Source organism: Fluviicola chungangensis (assembly GCF_007558725.1).
GTDB lineage: Bacteria > Bacteroidota > Bacteroidia > Flavobacteriales_D > Crocinitomicaceae > Fluviicola > Fluviicola chungangensis.
Window position 1 is genome coordinate 301,565 of sequence record NZ_VLPL01000004.1, and the last position, 17,223, is coordinate 318,787.

Genomic DNA, 17,223 nt, shown 5'->3' on the forward strand with positions numbered 1-17,223 from the left:
TATTTGCATCATCATTACAATTTCAATAACCAACCCAAAAGGGTTCCCGGGGATTCCTGAGAACCCTTTTAATTGAATGCATTGTCCTAAAGTTTAGGTGATTTTTTTTTTTAGAGCACGCAGATTATATGGACTCCGACATGGTCGGAGCGCAGATTTTGATTATATATTATCTGCGTAATCCGCGACATCTGCGTGAAAAATTGTTTATCACCTATATTCTGGGACACTACTTAATTGAAAAACACCCCGAATCAAGGCCAGATAAAACGAAGCTGATGTTTAATGGGTGATCTACATCATTTTTTAAGTGTTTCCCTCCTGATAATTTTGCAAAAAAAAGCCATGACAGATACCGGTCTGATTGCAAAATATAATATTCCAGGACCACGATACACGTCTTATCCTACTGTTCCGTATTGGAATGTGCCACAATGGGAAGCCGACCAATGGTGCGAACTGATCCGGGTTTCACAACACGATGACCGATCCAAACGATTGGCTTTATACATTCACCTGCCCTACTGTGATTCCCTGTGTACTTTTTGCGGATGCCATAAACACATCACCACCAACCATGCGGTAGAGAAAAGATACATCGACGCGGTACTCAGAGAATGGGAACTTCTATCCGCTTCACTCGACAAAGGTTCGCTTATTCACGAGTTGCACCTGGGTGGCGGAACTCCGACATTCTTTGCCCCCGAAGAACTAAATCGCCTGATTGATGGAATACGGAACCTATTCCCTTTCACACCGGAAGCTGAGTTGAGTTTCGAAGCGCACCCCAATTCTACCAGCTTTGAACATTTACAAGCACTGCACCGACAGGGATTCCGGAGAGTCAGTTTCGGGATCCAGGATTACGACCAGGTAGTTCAGAAGGCTATTCACCGGGTTCAGTCATTCGAACTCGTTACGGCTTGTCACCAAATGGCAAAAAACGTAGGTTTCAATGCTATTTCCCACGACCTGGTTTACGGATTACCCAAACAAACACTTGCCGGATTTCAAGATACCGTTCAGCGAACCCTGGAATTAAAACCAGAACGGATCTCCTTGTATTCTTATGCGCATGTGCCCTGGATAAAGGGAACGGGGCAACGCGGATACAGCGAATCGGATCTTCCGGAACCAAATCTGAAACGGGAAATTTACGAACTATCCAAACAACTGCTTGTTGCAAACGGGTACCTTGAAATCGGGATGGACCATTTCGCTCTGCCAGATGATTCGTTGGCAAAAGCAACCAGGGAAAAAAAATTGCACCGGAATTTCATGGGATATACCCCGAACGCTTCCAATTTGCTGATCGGGCTGGGAATGTCGGCTATTTCAGAATGTACATTTGGTTTTGCCCAGAATGAAAAAACAACCGAACGCTACCTGCAACTAATTGAAAGCGACCGGCTGCCGATTACACGCGGACATCATATGAGTGCCATGGACGTGGAAATTCGCCGACATATCCTGAACCTGATGTGCCATTTTGAAACAGAACTTCCAAAAGACACGCTGTTGAGCCGCCTGGAACTGGAATTGCAATTGTCCGAACTGGTTTCGGACGGATTGGTTGCATGGGACGGGGATACCATTCGCGTTCTTCCCAAAGGAATTCCGTTTGTCCGCAATTGTTGCATGGCCTTCGATGCTTATTTAAAAGATCAGCACGCAGTGAAACGATTCAGCATGACCATTTAGAACAGTATTAGAAAAAGACCGATTATGCAAAACCAGACCGAGGAAAAGACATGCTACCATTGTCATGATGTCTTGCCGAACACCGTATTCTATGCGGATGAACATGCCTTTTGCTGCAACGGCTGTAAACAGGTTTACCAATTGCTTTCAGCTCATTCACTGGGTTCTTACTACGAACAGGATGCCCGTGCCGGTATCCGTCCGAATGCTGTTTTGCAAGAAAATTTTGCCGTTTTGGACGACGAAGAACTGCGCAAAAAATACATTGATTTCCAGGAAGGATCGATCGTTAAGATCACTTTGCACCTGCCCCAGATCCATTGTGCAAGCTGTATTTTTCTCCTCGAACATTTACACCGCTTAAACGAAGGGATTTTGCGATCTACGATCCACTTCCCCAAGAAAACTGCTACCATTACCATTAACCTGGAACAAATCAAACTTTCCGAACTCGCTGTTTTGCTGACAAAGATCGGGTACGAACCCGATTTCAAGGTCATCGACAAATCGACCGGTACTTTTAATAAACGGTTGTTATTCCAGTTGGGAATTGCCGGTTTTGCCTTCGGAAGTATCATGCTTTGGAGTTTCCCCGAATACCTTGGAATTGACCACACGTACTCCGGGATCCGGAACCTGAGCTCCTATCTTTCTTTTGCCGTGTCCATACCGGTATTGCTTTTTTCAGCACAGGATTATTTTAAATCGGCCATGGCAGGAATCCGTTTGCGTAGCCTGAATCTCGACATTCCGATTGCGATCGGGATCCTTGCGCTGTACATCCGGAGTTGCGTTGCCATTTTCAACCAGGAAGGTCCGGGTTACATGGATTCCTTTGCAGCCTTCATCTTTTTCCTGTTGATCGGAAAATGGTTCCAAGGGAAAACTTACCAATGGTTATCTTTTGAACGCGATTTCAGATCGTACTTCCCGGTGGCGGTAATTAAAAAAATGGGGGATCATACGGTGCTTTGCTCCATCGACGAGTTACAGGTCGGGGATGAAATTCTCATCCGCAACGAAGAAATTATTCCCTGTGATTGTATCCTGCTTTCCGACAAAGCCACGCTTGATTACAGCTTTGTAAGCGGTGAAGCAGACTGGATTGAAAAGAAAAAAGGAGATTTGCTGTATGCAGGTGGAAAAAGCATGGGTGAAACCGTCCGGCTGGTTGTTTCCAAAACAACAGAGCGAAGTATTTTAACCCAACTCTGGAACGATGGACATTCAAAGAAAACAGAACTGTTCTTTCAAACCCGGCAGGACCGCATTTCAAAATACTTTATCGCTGCCGTGATCGGATTGGCACTTGCCGCTTCCATTGCCTGGATCTGGATTGATCCGGTTCAAATTCCTGAAATTGTTACCGCAATCCTGATCGTAGCCTGTCCCTGCGCGTTGGCTTTGTCTGTCCCTTTTGTCTATGGAAACATGTTACGGATACTGGGAAAAAAAGGATTTTACCTTCGGAATACAGCAATCATCGAACGCATTCAGCAATGCAATTACCTGGTTTTTGATAAAACGGGAACCTTGACCGAGCAAGATCACAAACAAATCCATTACAACGGAAAGGCACTTACCAAATCGGATAAAGAAACCCTTTTCCAAATGACCAAACATGCAGTCCATCCATATGCGAAAGCCATTCATGTTCTGCTCTCGGAAAGTATGACCGATTTTGAATCGGATCAGCAGGCGATTGAAATCACCGGAAAGGGAATTTCCATGAACGGATTCCAATTAGGCTCTGCCGCTTTCGTCGGATTGAAAGAGCAAAACACGGATGAATCGGCTGTTTATTTTGCCCGTGAAGGAGAATTAGTGGGAACATTCCTCTTTCAGTCGAAATTGCGTCATCAATTAAAAGAACTGATTCGTAACCTGGGACCAACCTATTCATTAGCCGTTGTTTCAGGCGATAAACCGAAAGACCTGGATTTACTTCGGACCATCTTTCCTTCCGGGACCGAATTTCGTTTCGAACAGCAACCACTGCAAAAAAAGGAGTTTATTCAAGGGTTGCAGGCAAAGGGCAATTACACCCTAATGATCGGTGACGGGCTGAATGATGCCGGAGCGTTGAACGAAGCCTTTGTCGGGATTGCTCTTTCCGAAGACCTGGTGCGTTTCACACCTGCTTCTGACGCCATCTTAAAAGCAGAGAACCTGAAATACCTGGATTCCTACCTGCACTATATCCGAAACGGGAAACGGTTCTTACGCATTTGTTTTGCCTTTTCATTGTGTTACAACCTGACAGGAATCGGTTTTGCCGTAAGCGGCCAACTCACTCCTTTTGTGGCAACCATTCTAATGCCCCTGAGTTCCATTACCGTAGTCAGCCTGGCGACTTTTCTTACCCTTCGCAGGGAACTACCTCCACACAAGACCGGTTCAGCATCAGAATAACCCCAGCCAGGCAGGTTCGGACAGCTTTTCAATCCCGATTTTCAAAACATGATATAAATCAGCTTCTCGGGTTACTTGTGTCATATTTTATCCAGTGTTTCCTTGTGTTCTTTGCATTATGGGAATGATCTACATAATGCTCATTGTAAGTCTGTGCTTAGCAGTGTTTTTCTTAGTCATTTTTCTTTGGGCTGCCAGAACCGGGCAGTACGACGATGACTATTCCCCAAGCGTCCGCATTCTTTACGAGGACGACCAAACTACCAATGAAACAAATCAAAACAACGATGGAAATACAAACAGTAAAGTACGACAATAGGATTGTCAAAAACTTCGCATTCGCAACCATTCTCTGGGGAGTTATCGGAATGCTCGTAGGATTAATTGCTGCCCTGCAATTGGCCTTTCCTGAATTTTTCAACGATTATTTGGGATTCCGGTATATCTCGTTCGGAAGAATCAGACCCTTGCACACCAATGCCGTGATTTTCGCCTTCGTGGGGAACGGAATTTTTATGGGGGTCTATTACTCCCTTCAGCGCTTGCTGAAAACACGCATGTGGAGTGATAAGCTCAGTTACCTGAACTTTTGGGGTTGGCAGTTTATCATTGTATGCGCTGTATTAACTTTACCATTTGGGATCTCGTCCAGCAAAGAATATGCGGAATTGGAATGGTGGATCGATATTTTGATTGCCATTATTTGGGTGGTTTTCGGATGGAACCTGTTTGCAACTATTCTCAATCGACGCGAGAAACACTTATACGTAGCGATTTGGTTCTACATTGCCACCTTCGTAACCGTTGCTATGCTGCATATCTTCAATTCATTCGAGTTGCCGATCTCTTTCTTAAAAAGTTATTCCTGGTATGCAGGTGTACAGGATGCGTTGGTGCAATGGTGGTATGGCCACAATGCAGTGGCATTCTTCCTGACCACCCCTTACCTTGGTTTGATGTACTACTTTGTACCGAAAGCAGCTAATCGCCCGGTGTATTCTTACCGGTTGTCCATCATTCACTTTTGGGCTTTGATTTTCATTTATATCTGGGCCGGACCTCATCATCTACTTTACTCTTCCCTTCCTGACTGGGCACAAAGTCTGGGTGTCGTATTTTCCGTTATGCTGATCGCTCCTTCCTGGGGAGGAATGCTGAACGGATTATTGACACTTCGCGGAGCGTGGGACCGGGTGCGTGACGACGTGATGCTGAAATTCATGGTGGTTGCTTTAACCTGTTACGGTATGGCCACATTTGAAGGACCACTGCTTTCCCTGAAATCCGTGAATATGCTTTCTCACTTTACCGACTGGACCATTGCTCACGTGCATGTTGGCGGACTTGGCTGGAACGGAATGATGACTTTCGGATTGATTTACTGGTTAATCCCAAAAATGTTCAAAACAGAACTTTACTCCAGGAAACTTGCAAACCAGCATTTCTGGATTGCGACACTGGGTATTATCCTGTATGCGGTCCCAATGTATATTGCAGGATTCATGCAAGGATTGAGCTGGCAGTATTTCAACCCGGACGGAACCCTGGTACATAAAGACTTCCTGGAGATCGTGATCGACATGAAACCGTATTACATTCTAAGATCCATCGGAGGATTCTTATACATCATCGGGGCATTGATGCTTGTTTACAACGTTGTTAAAACCGTGAAAAAAGGTTCTTTTGCAGCAGACGAAACCGTGGAAGTTAGCGTAGAAAGAGCGCATATAACGAAAGGCAAAGAATACTGGCACCGCAAGATTGAAGGAAAACCGGTTCGGTTTATGCTGGTAAGCATCGTAGTTGTTGCAATCGGAGGTTTGGCAGAGATTATCCCGACGATAGCCGTTAAATCCAACGTTCCTACCATCAGCAGTGTCAAACCGTATTCTCCGCTGGAACTGGAAGGCCGCGATATTTATATCCGGGAAGGCTGTAATAACTGTCACTCTCAAATGATCCGTCCTTTGCGCTTTGAGACAGCCCGTTATGCTCCGACTCCCGAAAGCGGCGGATACACCAAAGCCGGGGAACATGTGTACGACCACCCGTTCTTATGGGGTTCCAAACGAACCGGTCCGGATCTGGCACGTGAAGGAGGATTACGCGGAAACCTGTGGCATTACAAACACATGATTGATCCGAAAGGCTTATCTCCCGGTTCCGTTATGCCTGCATACCCGTGGTTAAAAGAAGACGATTTGGATACCGGTTTGCTGCCTAAGAAAATTGAAGCGATGCAAACACTCGGAGTTCCTTATCCAAAAGGATATGCCCAAAAAGCACATGCCGACCTGGAGAAACAAGCTGCCGTAATTGCTGCGGACATCGTGGAAAACACCCCGAAAATAGCATTGAACGGCCAGGATAAAAATGCAAAGATCAACGAACTGAAACGAAAAGAGATCGTTGCCCTCATTGCATACCTGCAGCGAATGGGAACCGATATCAAAGTGAAACAAACCAAAAAATAAGCTCATGTTACGATTTATCAAACACCATTTAGCAAGCGAATCGGGAGTAGAATTTTACGGAATTTTTTCCCTGATGATTTTTGTTCTCTTCTTCCTGGTGGTACTTATCCGAATCTGGAAAATGAACAAGTCTGCTGTTGAAGAATTAAGTAACATTCCGCTTAGTTCCGACAATTTAACTTCTCAAAATGAAAAGCTATGAAAATGCATCAACTACTTATTCTAGCCGCAATGTTGCTCCAAACAACGGGTTACAGTCAGGGTGAAGCCTTATTTAAATCCAAATGCAATACCTGTCATGCCGTAGACAAAAACTCTACCGGTCCCTGGCTCAAAGGAGTAAAAGCAAAATGGAACGATGCCGGTGAAGGAACGTTATTATACGAGTGGGTCCGGAATTCCAAAAGCTTGATTGCAGGAGGTAACAGTAAAATGGCCTTGGCCATTAAAGATTTTTCAGGATCTGAAATGCCTCCGCAACAAGCCAGTAATGAGGAAATCGATCAGATCATGGATTACATTGATAACTATACGCCACCCCTAAAAACAGATCCGACAGCCCCGAAAGAAGTTAAACTTATCCCGGATTACAAAGGAAATTTAACCATCTTCTATGCATTGGGAACCTTGATGATTGTTTTATTGCTTGCCATTATTTTGATGAGCAGTTCCATCCTTTCCTTTGTGAAATCAGATGTTTTCAAACAAAAACTGAGAGACCAGGAGAAACTGAGCAAGTTGCTGATTCTCCTGATTGGTCTTGGAGCAGCATTCTTCCCGGGTTATTCTTACGGGATGAGTACTCCCGACCCAACCAATCCGGCGGAAGCTCAATACCCGTGGTTGCTGGTTGAAAAATTCGATTTGTATGTAGTCATCGGAATTGACCTGATTCTGCTGACCGTGGTACTTTACCTGCGCGGATTATTCAATGATTTTTATTACATGGTGTATCCCCGTAAAGTAAAGGCGGCAAAACAATCGCAAAAAAGAGCGGTAAAAATCCTGGTGGATTCTGTTCCGATTGAAGAAGAAAGCAGCATTTTGATGGACCATGAATACGACGGAATCCGGGAATTAGACAATAATTTACCACCGTGGTGGGTTTGGGGATTCTATGCAAGTATCATTTTTGCATTCATCTATATTTTCAATTACCACCTGTTCAATACAGGCGATTTGCAAACGGAGGAGTACAACAAATCCATGAAGCAGGCACAAAAGGAAATCGATGCCTATTTAAAAGAAGCCGCAATGAATGTAGATGAAAACAACGTGACACTGCTTTCCGACCAACCGGCACTGGCAAGCGGAAAACAAGTATTCGAAATCAATTGTACAGCTTGCCATAAAGATGGTAGCGGGGATATCGGTCCGAACCTGACAGATAACTTCTGGTTATACGGGAACGACATCAAAACGGTATTCGGGACCATCAAAAACGGGACCAGCAATGGAATGCCCGAACATGCTTCCAAGCTAAACCCGATCCAGCTGCAACAGGTGGCATCCTATGTCTTAAGCCTGAAATATAAACCCGGGAAAGAGCCACAGGGAAAAGAATTTCCAAAAAAATAAATGAAGGACTCCTATTTCGGGGTATTTCGAAAGCAATGAGCCATGGAAGAAGAATTTAGAGATCATATTGCAACAGTTAACCAGGAAGGAAAGCGTGTTTGGGTCTATCCGAAAAAACCGAAAGGTAAGTTCACCAATCGCCGAAAATTAATCAGCTATGCTCTTTTACTTTTCTTATTAAGCGCACCATTCATAACCGTCAATGGGGATCAACTTATTGAATTGAATATCCTGGAACGGAGATTTTCCCTATTCGGGGCGACGTTCTGGCCACAAGACCTTTACTTGTTCGCTGTGATGCTAATAATCGGAATTGTTTTCGTAATTCTGTTTACGATTATTTACGGGCGGCTGTTTTGTGGCTGGTTCTGTCCCCAGACTATTTTTATGGAGTTTGTTTTTCGGCGCATAGAGTACTGGATCGATGGCGACTGGACACAACAAAAGGCACTGGACAAACAAGCCTGGAATGCGCAAAAAATAGGAAAACGAATCCTGAAACACAGTCTTTTCTGGCTGATATCCTTTGTAATCGCGAATATTTTCCTGGCTTACATCATCGGAAGTCGCGCCCTGCTTAAAATTATTACGGAACCTGTTCATCTGCATATCGGCGGATTGATTTCTATCGGGATATTCACCACCCTGTTTTACTTCGTTTTTTCGTGGTTGCGTGAACAGGTGTGTACCACGATCTGTCCTTACGGACGGTTACAGGGAGTGCTCCTGGACCAAAACTCCATGGTGGTCGCATACGACTATGTACGCGGGGAAACACGTGCTAAATTCAGAAAAGGAGAAGACAGGCCGAGTGCAAAAAAAGGCGATTGTATTGATTGTGCCCAATGCGTTCATGTTTGTCCGACCGGAATTGATATCCGGAACGGAACACAGTTGGAATGCGTAAACTGTACAGCATGTATCGATGCCTGTGACTCCATGATGGAAGGAGTCGGGCTGGAAAAAGGATTAATCCGGTTCGTTTCGGAAAACGGGATCAAAAACCGCACGCGTTTCCAGTGGACCCGGAGAGTTATTTCCTACACGGTCTTGTTAATTATACTGATCGGAGTTTGGATCACCATGCTGGTCATGCGGGAAGATTTCTCTACGACCATTTTACGCCAGCGCGGATCCACCTACCAGATCACACAGGAAAAAGACATCAGCAATATTTTTGAGATTGATCTGACGAACAAAACAAAGGAACTTTTCCATGTGAAACTGGTTTCCGCTGATCCTTCCGTAAAACTGGAACTGGCAAATGATTCACTGGAACTTCCGGGACAGAAACATATCCGCGAACGTTTCCTGGCGCGTTTCCCTTACGGATTCATTGAAAAAGGAACCCGTAAAATTGACATCATCATCTTAGGGAACGGAAAAGAAATTGATCGCGTTAAAGTCAAGGTGATCGGACCAAGTTTTTAGACACATAAACCATAGAAAAAATGAATTGGGGAAAACGAATAATTATAGGAATGGTTCTGTTCATGGCCTTTATCCTTACGCTGGTAACCATCATGATGCGCCAAAAAATTGATTTGGTGGAAGAAGATTACTACACCCGCGAATTGAATTATGACGATCAGCTAAATGCACAAAAAAACTATGCTTCAGCGAATGAAAAAATCAGCCTGGAAAGCAAAGCAGACAGCATTCTGATCCATTTTCCGAAGTATTTTCAATCGGATGAAGTGACCATTCATTTTCAACGTCCGAACGACAAGAGCAAGGATGTTACCTTCACTATGAAACCCATCGAACGGGTGTTTATTCCAACAACCAAACTTCCTAAAGGGGTGTTTAACTGCACTATACAAGGTTCAATTCAGGATAAACACTACGAAATGTCTCAGCAAGTTACCATTCAGTAATGATTTTCCTGATTAGTTCATTCTTTTTGGGGCTTGCGGGGTCGTTTCACTGCATCGGAATGTGCGGGCCAATCGCGCTCGCACTTCCGTTAAGCAGGAAATCACCGGTACATACACTGATCGGGATCTTAACCGCAAATATCGGCCGGATAACTACGTATACGCTTTTGGGATTCCTGATCGGAAGCATTGGATTTTCGCTCCATGTATTCCGTTTATTCCAAATCCTGAGTATTCTTTTCGGTATCGGATTGATCGCTGTTGCCTGGCGAAAGCACTGGCTGAAGCATGTGGAACTCCATACGCCCCGTTTCCAAAGATGGGTTTCCCGGATGATGTCCCAATTGCTTCGTCAAAACGGATCGCTGAAATTGTTCGGAATCGGGTTGTTAAACGGGCTGCTTCCCTGCGGGATGATTTTCCTGGCTTTGACCAACGCTCTTTTGGCCGAGAACCCAATCGGAAGTGCCAGCGCAATGGCTGCATTTGGTGCCGGAACTCTTCCGGCGCTGGTTGGGGTGGGCTTTTTTGCTCAACGCATCAATCAAACTTTTCGCTTGAAACTAACCACCGCTTTTCCTTACCTTTTATCTCTTATCGGGGTGTTGGTAATCTTGCGGGGGGCCAATCTAGGTATCCCGGTTTTAAGCCCCAAAATGGAACAGCAAACTCAAGTGGGACATCCCAAGACGCTGGTGATTGAATGTCACAAACCCAAAAACTGATCTGATCAAATACAATTATTCCCTATCTTCGGTTTATGGATACCAGCATATTTACAGATAAGACCGTTATTCCTCAAGCCGGTGATTTACCAGGCGCACTGAAAGAAACTTATCCCTTATGGAATGCCATTCGTGATCATGTCCATGAATTATTCCCGGATGCCCTGGATGAATGGCATTATTCCGGAGCCAAATACGGCTGGAGCTTCAGGATAAAAGACAAAAAACGCGTCATCGTTTACCTGCTCCCAAGGGAAGGATATTTCAAAGCTGCTTTCGTTTTCGGTCAGAAAGCAACGGACACCATTCTGGAAAGCACACTGGCACCGGTTATTAGGGAATTGTTGAAATCAGCCAAAGTGTATGCTGAAGGAAGAGGTATCCGGATAGATATCCGGGACGAATCGCTTATAAGTGATGTGAAGCAACTCATCGCAATCAAATTAAGCCATTAGATTAGTCCAGGCTTTTCTGTAAGCTCATTTCTCCGAGCAATTTTTCCGGAATCGGTCTGCAGGCGCAATTCTTCTGATGTTCGATATGCCATTTAACCCGCTGCTCAAACGTTGCATTTTTCGGCATTTTGTTTTTCTTATGCCATTCCTTGTTTATTTTCATCGGTATTGTTTTTAATGTTTACAAACCGCTGACTACCGAAAGGCCCATTAGTCTCAGGACCTGATTTCTTCAAACGCTTTCCCGAAATTGTTCAGTACATCCGTAATCAGCATGCTTTCCATACTCTGTTCGTTCAAGGTGATGTCTGCTGCCAGGCCATGAAGGTATACTCCTGTTTTTGCCGCAACATCCGGTGCGTATCCCTGTGCAATGAAAGAAGTAATTATCCCGGTTAATGCATCTCCCGATCCGCCTTTCGCCAATCCGGCATTTCCGGTAGTATTATAATACACTTCTTCGGCTGTGATGATCGCTGTTTCGGGTCCTTTCAGTACAATGACAATGTGGTATTCACGGGCTTTATCCCTGGCTGTATTGATCCGTTCTTCCCGGTCCTTGTGCATACCGAAAAGCCGGTCGAACTCACACGAATGCGGCGTAATGATACTTTGTTCCGGAATACAGCTGAAGAGTTTTTTATTCTGGGAAATAATCGTCAGAGCATCTGCATCCAGTACCAGCGGAATCCGGGACTGAACCAGGACGGAAACCAGCATTTCTTCGGAAACCTCATCCGTTCCGATCCCCGGACCGATCCCAATCCCGGAAAACCGATCCAGCGGATAATGGTCTTCTTCCCGCATAAACAACATTGCTTCCGGAACAGCAGTTTGCAAAATGAACCGTTCTTCGGCCGGAACACCAACGGTCAGTAAACCAACACCTGTCCGGGCCGCCGCCTTTGCTGCAATAACAGCAGCTCCCATCATTCCTCTCCTTCCGGCCAGGATGAATGCGTGACCATAATCACTTTTATTGGACGTGGCCTCCCTGATTTTCAAACCTGCCTTTATGTAACTGTTCGTGAGTTTACCCATCGTGAATAAATAAGATTACAGTTTAATTTAGAGATTAAAATGTTTTTTTACAAATGCATTTTTCTCATTTTCAGTCATTTTATCTGTTGACTGAAGAGCCATTTTCACCTGCTTAAAACGTTCTTCGTTTTTCAGGTAATGATGAAATTCCGATTTTGCATCCGTTGGACCGAAAAGCAACACTTGTTCGTAACCGGCAGCCTGATCGGCAATGGCTTTAAAATAAACCTCCTGTAACTGCTGTTCTTTGTGGTGCATATGCTTTTCGCCTTTCTTTAGCGCTTCTTCTTTTACGACCGGTGAAAATTCCGATTCAATGGTCCGGGCTTTCTTATGTCCCGGATCGATCAGATCTGCAGAGGAATAATCCATCCAGATCCCAAGGTGTTTCTTTGATTTCATTTTTCTGAATTTTAGTGAACCAAAAAAGGCGGAAAACAGCTTTTCCACCTTTTACATCAATCAGTCAATCACGGCATATTCGTAATCCACTTCCAATTCGTTGTCTACATGCCAGATTCCGGGTGTTTTCCAGGCAATGCGTCCCGCTTCTTCTTTTTGGTAGAGGGAAGCGACCGTACCGGTAAGTTTCACTGTTCGACCCTGTACATGCACCCGGATGTCCTTATCATTTACAGCCCAACTGCGGTGAAGTGCGGCTTCGATTGCCCTTTGCTCAATGTCGTCATTCAGTTCGGATCTGATCTTTAAATGATTGAATACTCCGCGTACTCCCGTGATATGTTCAATGGAACGTTTAGCAGCTTCCCGTTGAAAATCCCAATGAACTTCACCATCCAATGTAACCCAACCGTTCTCTACCTTTGCCTGAATCTTTTCATCCGGGACCAGCAGGTCCGTTCTTAAAGAAAAAAGAACGTCTTCGGCAATATCCCCATCATCCTTTTTTTGAGAATTGGCAAACTTCACCTCCAATTCTTCCACAAGGGCCTTTACTCCGATAACGCTTTTGGCAGCTTTCTCTGCCTGCAGTTTTTTGGCATAATTATCTACCGTACCTGTCAGCGTCACAATCCCATCCTTCACAATAACCCCGATTTCCGCAGCCTTTAATAAAGGTTCCCACTTAATGGTGTCCTGAACATCCTTTTGTAATTGTTCATTTGTTTTCATGATTCTTTCAATTAAGATTACATGACAAAGAAACCCAATCAGCCGGCCGGAAGAAATGAGCTCACTCACAAACACTTATGACATTTCACAGGATCGTTTTGACCTCCGTCACCATCAGTTTTTCATTCCCACCAGCTTATTGTAATCCAGGATGGTAATCGTGCTTCCTGAAATCTCGATGTATCTGTCTTCCTTAAAATCACTGAGGGTACGGATCACTGTTTCTTTGGCGGTCCCGACCAGGTTGGCCAGGTCTTCCCGGGAAACATTCATACTGAATCGCTGATCCACATCGTTCTTATAGGTATCCGACAATTTTACCAAAGCTTCGGCCACCCGTTTTCTTACGGAATTGTAAGCCAGGCGCATCAGCTGTTGTTCGTTTTCGAGCAGGTTATCAGAAAGCAGTTCAATGAATTTCCGCGCGACTTCCGCATTCTTGTAGATGAGTGAAAAGAAATCGTCTTTGGGAATCATATAGATCTCGGAATCTTCGAGTGCAGCTGCGGAGTGAATATACTGTTCGTCTTTGAGAAGCGATAAAAAACCAAAGAAATCGCCTGCTTTGTGCAAACTGCTGATCAGTTCTTTCCCCTGGTCATTCTTCTGGTATATTTTTACTTTTCCCTTATGAATAAAATAGATTCCCCTGGGATAACCACCCTCGAGAAAAACAGTATCCTTTTTTTTGTAATGTCTCAGTTCCCGCGATTCGGACAATTCTTTCAGTGCTTCAAAACTTTTGACTTCTTCCAAAAAATGGTTGACTCCTTCCATGTTCCTGGTAAATTGTTTTTTCAGGATATCTGTTTTATTCAGCCGTGTTTCGATGGCACTAAGCAATTCCTGGTCGGTGAACGGCTTGGTCAGGTAATCATCGGCGCCCATCGACATTCCTTTCCGCACATCTCCCCGATCCGCTTTAGCTGTCAGGAAAATGAACGGAATTCCGGCTGTCGTCTCATTTTTAGACAACAGGTGGAGCACTCCGTACCCGTCCAGGACGGGCATCATGATATCACAAATGATCAGGTCGGGAAGTTCTTTGAGAGCCAGTTGCACTCCTTCTTTTCCATTTTCAGCGGTCAATACCTGGTATTGCGCCAGATCCAGGATTTCTGCCGTATTTTCACGGATATCCGGATTATCTTCAATGAGCAGTATCTTTTTCATAGGTATGTATTTAACGTGGAATGACCAACTTTACGGTCGTTCCTTTATTTTGGGTACTTTCAATCGTGACATTCCCGTCCATAAGCTCTGCATACCGCGCAACGATATTCAGTCCCAAGCCGGTTCCCTGTATGTGAGTTGCGTTTCCGCCGCGGAAGAATCGCTCGAAAAGGTGTTGCTGATCCTCTTCGCTGATACCGATCCCATGATCTTTGACCCAAATGGCAATAGCCTGTTCGCTGACTAGTGCATGTAATTCGATCGCAGATTCTTCGGGAGAAAATTTAATGGCATTCGAAATTAAATTGAACAGGATGTTCCGGAGTAATTTGGCATCCAGCAGCACTTCCTCTTCACCTGAATAATACTGATCGATGTGTTGTTTCTCTCCTAACATGCCCTGCATTTCAGAGTCGATATCCCGCAGGAACTGCCGAAGGTTTATTTCTTCCGGCATATTGTGGACCTTGCCTTCTTCCAGTTTGGAAACAGAAAGAAAATCGTTCAGAATGTCCGTGAGGTTCACAATGGATTTTTCGATTTTACGAATGTGTTTTGCATGATTTTCCGGATCATTCCGTTCGTTGTACCTGCTTACCAGCGAAAGGGATGACATCATAGTCGTAAGCGGAGTACGGAATTCATGAGAAGCCATCGAAACGAAGCGCGATTTCATTTCATTCAGCTCCTTCTCTTTCGCCAAAGAAGCATCGAGTTCTTTTTGGGTCCGCTCCAGTTCTTTGATTGCTTCCTCCAGCACAAGCGTCCTGTTTTTCACCTGTCTTTCAAGGTCTTCCGAATAATTGCGAAGATTTCTTTCTGCTTCTTTCCGAAGGGTGATATCTACTATAAAGGCGATCACGAAGGTTCCTTCGACCGTCTTGTAAGGACTTAGGCTGATTTCAACCGGAAATTCGGAACCGTCTTTTTTCAGTCCGAATAATTCCATCCCCAACCCCATGGCTCTTGCATGCGGATGGTGAACATAATTCGCCCTGTTATTCTCATGTTTATGGGTAAATCTGGAGGGCACAAGTGCTTCAATTTTTACCCCGTTCAATTCGCCCGGACTGTAGCCAAATAGTTTTTCAGCACTTGGGTTAATTCGTGTAATCAGTCCTTCTGCATTCGTCACCAGGATTCCTTCGGTCGCGTGTAAAAACAACGCGTCGATTCCTTCTTTGCTTTCCATTCTTTTACGTTGGTATTCCATAACGAATATACACTTTTTGACCGGGTATCAAAAGTAAAAGTTGTGTCAGGCGAATTAGATGACTTTCGTCATCTTTGTTGCTGACAGTGGTCATACAGGCACGCAAAGAAGCACCCTCCTAAGAAGGGTGCTCCCTGTAACTCAAAACCTGGTCTTACAATTCTCTGCCCAGTTCCGCATATGAGGGAATTCTCACCTCAATGTTATTTTCCACAGCAGCAACTCCCGGCGCCTTCCAAACTACCTGTTCCGCTTCCCTTTTTTCAGAGTACGAACGCACTTTTCCAGTCAAAATTACCTTGTCCCCCACATTTTCTATGTGGATTCCATTTGCATCAATCGATGCACTTCGTTCAAAAGCCGCAACGATTTTCTTTTTGACATCGGCAGGATTCAACTTCGGAGTTACTTTCACCAGGTTACTGATTCCTTTTACTCCGGTAATGGACGCAAGGACATCCCGAACCGCATGTTGTTCGTAGGCCCAATCTACCATTCCTTCTGCTGTGACCCATCCATTCTCAACCTTTACTTTGTTTTTATCCGAAGGAACGAGCACATTCCATTTCAGGGCATTTACTGCCGCATCTGCCAATTCGGTGTCTGTTCTCTGATCGTGGTAGCTCAGCTTAATCACAATATCTTCTGCAATTCCTTTGACTCCGGCCACTTTCAGGGCAGCTTTTTCAGCTATTTTCTTTTCCTGGTAGGTATCTACCGTTCCTGAAAGAGTAACCACCCCGTTTTTCACAGCAACACCGATCTCCGATGAATGGATCGCAGGTTCCCAGTTCAACTCTTCCATGACATGTTTTTGTATTTCAGCATCTGTTTTCATACTCAGCGAATTAAAAGTTTATACCACAAAGATCCCATTTGAAAAGGCAATGGAGAATGACGGTGGTCACTGCGCAACCTGAAAAAACTCATTGATATACATCATCCCGGATCATGACGCGCCTCATTTCCATTCGCTCCGATCCGCCCTAATTTTGTCAGAAATACAAATCCATATGGAACTGATCGAACAATATCATACTGTCTCAGCAATCACGATCGCACGTGTATTCCTGGGCTTTCTTTTTCTTTTCCAGGGATACGATGCAATTGTCAATATCGGGATGAAAACCGTTATCAATACGTACCAGGAGCGATTCGTAAATAAAGGAATCCCCCGGTTACTGACATCCGTGGCTGCGGTATTTACTTCCTACACCGAATTGGTCTGCGGAACACTGCTGATCTTCGGACTTTTTGAATTCCCGGCACTTTACCTGCTCGGTGTAAACCTGATTATAGCTGGGATCGGTTTCGGAATGAATGAGCCGCTTTGGGATACACGCAATGTATTCCTACGTTTGGCGCTGCTTCTTTTTCTTGTAATGACTCCCCCGGAATGGCATGGTTTCTCATTGGATCACTTGTTCTTCCGATCATAAA

At 44.6% G+C, this 17,223-nt stretch carries 18 protein-coding genes; 11 read left to right on the forward strand and 7 right to left on the reverse strand.

Translation table 11 applies throughout. From position 1 onward, the window contains the following. Window positions 1–345: 345 nt before the first annotated feature. From hemN to FO442_RS10200, 10 genes are all read left to right on the forward strand, one after another. Window positions 346–1,701: an oxygen-independent coproporphyrinogen III oxidase gene (gene hemN, locus FO442_RS10155; RefSeq protein WP_144333071.1), complete on the forward strand. Its 1,356-nt coding sequence runs from the start codon at window positions 346–348 to the stop codon at window positions 1,699–1,701. A gap of 24 nt (window positions 1,702–1,725) precedes the next feature. Next, window positions 1,726–4,113, forward strand: a complete 2,388-nt coding sequence (locus FO442_RS10160; protein ID WP_144333072.1) for a heavy metal translocating P-type ATPase — start codon at window positions 1,726–1,728, stop codon at window positions 4,111–4,113. A 124-nt stretch (window positions 4,114–4,237) separates the two neighbouring features. Next, window positions 4,238–4,432, forward strand: coding sequence for a cbb3-type cytochrome oxidase assembly protein CcoS (gene ccoS / locus FO442_RS10165; RefSeq protein ID WP_281281576.1), 195 nt, complete (start codon window positions 4,238–4,240; stop codon window positions 4,430–4,432). Then, window positions 4,401–6,587: a cytochrome-c oxidase, cbb3-type subunit I gene (gene ccoN, locus FO442_RS10170; RefSeq protein ID WP_144333074.1), complete on the forward strand. Its 2,187-nt coding sequence runs from the start codon at window positions 4,401–4,403 to the stop codon at window positions 6,585–6,587. Before ccoS ends, ccoN begins: the two co-directional genes overlap by 32 nt. A gap of 4 nt (window positions 6,588–6,591) precedes the next feature. Beyond that, the gene (locus FO442_RS10175; RefSeq protein WP_144333075.1) at window positions 6,592–6,789 is read left to right on the forward strand and encodes a cbb3-type cytochrome c oxidase subunit 3; all 198 of its coding nucleotides are present in this window, start codon (window positions 6,592–6,594) and stop codon (window positions 6,787–6,789) included. Further along, entirely contained in the window at window positions 6,786–8,165 is a 1,380-nt protein-coding gene (locus FO442_RS10180; RefSeq protein ID WP_144333076.1) for a c-type cytochrome, read from the forward strand. The genes FO442_RS10175 and FO442_RS10180 overlap by 4 nt, the downstream gene beginning before the upstream one ends. 42 nt (window positions 8,166–8,207) lie before the next feature. Further along, the gene (gene ccoG / locus FO442_RS10185; RefSeq protein ID WP_144333077.1) at window positions 8,208–9,596 is read left to right on the forward strand and encodes a cytochrome c oxidase accessory protein CcoG; all 1,389 of its coding nucleotides are present in this window, start codon (window positions 8,208–8,210) and stop codon (window positions 9,594–9,596) included. A 20-nt stretch (window positions 9,597–9,616) separates the two neighbouring features. Further along, on the forward strand, window positions 9,617–10,042 hold the full coding sequence (locus FO442_RS10190) for a FixH family protein (protein WP_144333078.1): 426 nt from the start codon (window positions 9,617–9,619) through the stop codon (window positions 10,040–10,042). Beyond that, on the forward strand, window positions 10,042–10,767 hold the full coding sequence (locus FO442_RS10195; RefSeq protein WP_144333079.1) for a sulfite exporter TauE/SafE family protein: 726 nt from the start codon (window positions 10,042–10,044) through the stop codon (window positions 10,765–10,767). The genes FO442_RS10190 and FO442_RS10195 overlap by 1 nt, the downstream gene beginning before the upstream one ends. Window positions 10,768–10,802: 35 nt before the next feature. Further along, window positions 10,803–11,222: a DUF3788 domain-containing protein gene (locus FO442_RS10200; RefSeq protein WP_144333080.1), complete on the forward strand. Its 420-nt coding sequence runs from the start codon at window positions 10,803–10,805 to the stop codon at window positions 11,220–11,222. Between the two features lies 1 nt (window position 11,223). On the opposite strand, the gene FO442_RS18710 is transcribed toward FO442_RS10200, so the two are convergent. The 7 genes from FO442_RS18710 to FO442_RS10230 all read right to left on the reverse strand — a co-directional run bounded on the left by FO442_RS18710 (window position 11,224) and on the right by FO442_RS10230 (window position 16,621). After that, window positions 11,224–11,385, reverse strand: coding sequence for a hypothetical protein (locus tag FO442_RS18710; protein ID WP_186280041.1), 162 nt, complete (start codon window positions 11,383–11,385; stop codon window positions 11,224–11,226). A gap of 53 nt (window positions 11,386–11,438) precedes the next feature. Next, window positions 11,439–12,263: an NAD(P)H-hydrate dehydratase gene (locus FO442_RS10205; RefSeq protein ID WP_144333081.1), complete on the reverse strand. Its 825-nt coding sequence runs from the start codon at window positions 12,261–12,263 to the stop codon at window positions 11,439–11,441. Window positions 12,264–12,290: 27 nt separating this feature from the next. Continuing rightward, window positions 12,291–12,665 carry a hypothetical protein gene (locus FO442_RS10210; RefSeq protein WP_144333082.1) on the reverse strand — a complete coding sequence of 125 codons (375 nt, stop codon included), beginning with the start codon at window positions 12,663–12,665 and terminating at the stop codon, window positions 12,291–12,293. 60 nt (window positions 12,666–12,725) lie between these two features. Next, entirely contained in the window at window positions 12,726–13,397 is a 672-nt protein-coding gene (locus FO442_RS10215) for a BON domain-containing protein (protein ID WP_144333083.1), read from the reverse strand. Window positions 13,398–13,511: 114 nt separating this feature from the next. Next, a complete protein-coding gene (locus tag FO442_RS10220) occupies window positions 13,512–14,570 on the reverse strand; it encodes a response regulator (protein ID WP_144333084.1) in 1,059 nt (352 codons plus the stop codon). Between the two features lie 10 nt (window positions 14,571–14,580). Then, window positions 14,581–15,783, reverse strand: a complete 1,203-nt coding sequence (locus FO442_RS10225) for a PAS domain-containing sensor histidine kinase (protein WP_222101988.1) — start codon at window positions 15,781–15,783, stop codon at window positions 14,581–14,583. Between the two features lie 154 nt (window positions 15,784–15,937). Then, window positions 15,938–16,621, reverse strand: a complete 684-nt coding sequence (locus FO442_RS10230; protein WP_144333085.1) for a BON domain-containing protein — start codon at window positions 16,619–16,621, stop codon at window positions 15,938–15,940. Between the two features lie 175 nt (window positions 16,622–16,796). Here FO442_RS10230 and FO442_RS10235 point away from each other — a divergent pair, with 175 nt between their 5' ends. Beyond that, a complete protein-coding gene (locus FO442_RS10235) occupies window positions 16,797–17,222 on the forward strand; it encodes a DoxX family protein (protein ID WP_144333086.1) in 426 nt (141 codons plus the stop codon). Window position 17,223: the final 1 nt, after the last annotated feature.

What these genes read in the sequence shown, in the direction of transcription:
- ccoS (WP_281281576.1), top strand. Translation starts at nt 4,238, where the DNA reads ATGATCTACATAATGCTCATTGTAAGTCTGTGCTTAGCAGTGTTTTTC.
- FO442_RS10195 (WP_144333079.1), top strand. Translation starts at nt 10,042, where the DNA reads ATGATTTTCCTGATTAGTTCATTCTTTTTGGGGCTTGCGGGGTCGTTT.
- FO442_RS10230 (WP_144333085.1), bottom strand. Translation starts at nt 16,621, where the DNA reads ATGAAAACAGATGCTGAAATACAAAAACATGTCATGGAAGAGTTGAAC.
- FO442_RS10205 (WP_144333081.1), bottom strand. Translation starts at nt 12,263, where the DNA reads ATGGGTAAACTCACGAACAGTTACATAAAGGCAGGTTTGAAAATCAGG.
- ccoG (WP_144333077.1), top strand. Translation starts at nt 8,208, where the DNA reads ATGGAAGAAGAATTTAGAGATCATATTGCAACAGTTAACCAGGAAGGA.
- FO442_RS18710 (WP_186280041.1), bottom strand. Translation starts at nt 11,385, where the DNA reads ATGAAAATAAACAAGGAATGGCATAAGAAAAACAAAATGCCGAAAAAT.
- FO442_RS10160 (WP_144333072.1), top strand. Translation starts at nt 1,726, where the DNA reads ATGCAAAACCAGACCGAGGAAAAGACATGCTACCATTGTCATGATGTC.
- FO442_RS10200 (WP_144333080.1), top strand. Translation starts at nt 10,803, where the DNA reads ATGGATACCAGCATATTTACAGATAAGACCGTTATTCCTCAAGCCGGT.
- FO442_RS10220 (WP_144333084.1), bottom strand. Translation starts at nt 14,570, where the DNA reads ATGAAAAAGATACTGCTCATTGAAGATAATCCGGATATCCGTGAAAAT.
- FO442_RS10190 (WP_144333078.1), top strand. Translation starts at nt 9,617, where the DNA reads ATGAATTGGGGAAAACGAATAATTATAGGAATGGTTCTGTTCATGGCC.
- FO442_RS10215 (WP_144333083.1), bottom strand. Translation starts at nt 13,397, where the DNA reads ATGAAAACAAATGAACAATTACAAAAGGATGTTCAGGACACCATTAAG.
- FO442_RS10225 (WP_222101988.1), bottom strand. Translation starts at nt 15,783, where the DNA reads ATGGAATACCAACGTAAAAGAATGGAAAGCAAAGAAGGAATCGACGCG.
- FO442_RS10235 (WP_144333086.1), top strand. Translation starts at nt 16,797, where the DNA reads ATGGAACTGATCGAACAATATCATACTGTCTCAGCAATCACGATCGCA.
- FO442_RS10210 (WP_144333082.1), bottom strand. Translation starts at nt 12,665, where the DNA reads ATGAAATCAAAGAAACACCTTGGGATCTGGATGGATTATTCCTCTGCA.
- FO442_RS10180 (WP_144333076.1), top strand. Translation starts at nt 6,786, where the DNA reads ATGAAAATGCATCAACTACTTATTCTAGCCGCAATGTTGCTCCAAACA.
- hemN (WP_144333071.1), top strand. Translation starts at nt 346, where the DNA reads ATGACAGATACCGGTCTGATTGCAAAATATAATATTCCAGGACCACGA.
- ccoN (WP_144333074.1), top strand. Translation starts at nt 4,401, where the DNA reads ATGGAAATACAAACAGTAAAGTACGACAATAGGATTGTCAAAAACTTC.
- FO442_RS10175 (WP_144333075.1), top strand. Translation starts at nt 6,592, where the DNA reads ATGTTACGATTTATCAAACACCATTTAGCAAGCGAATCGGGAGTAGAA.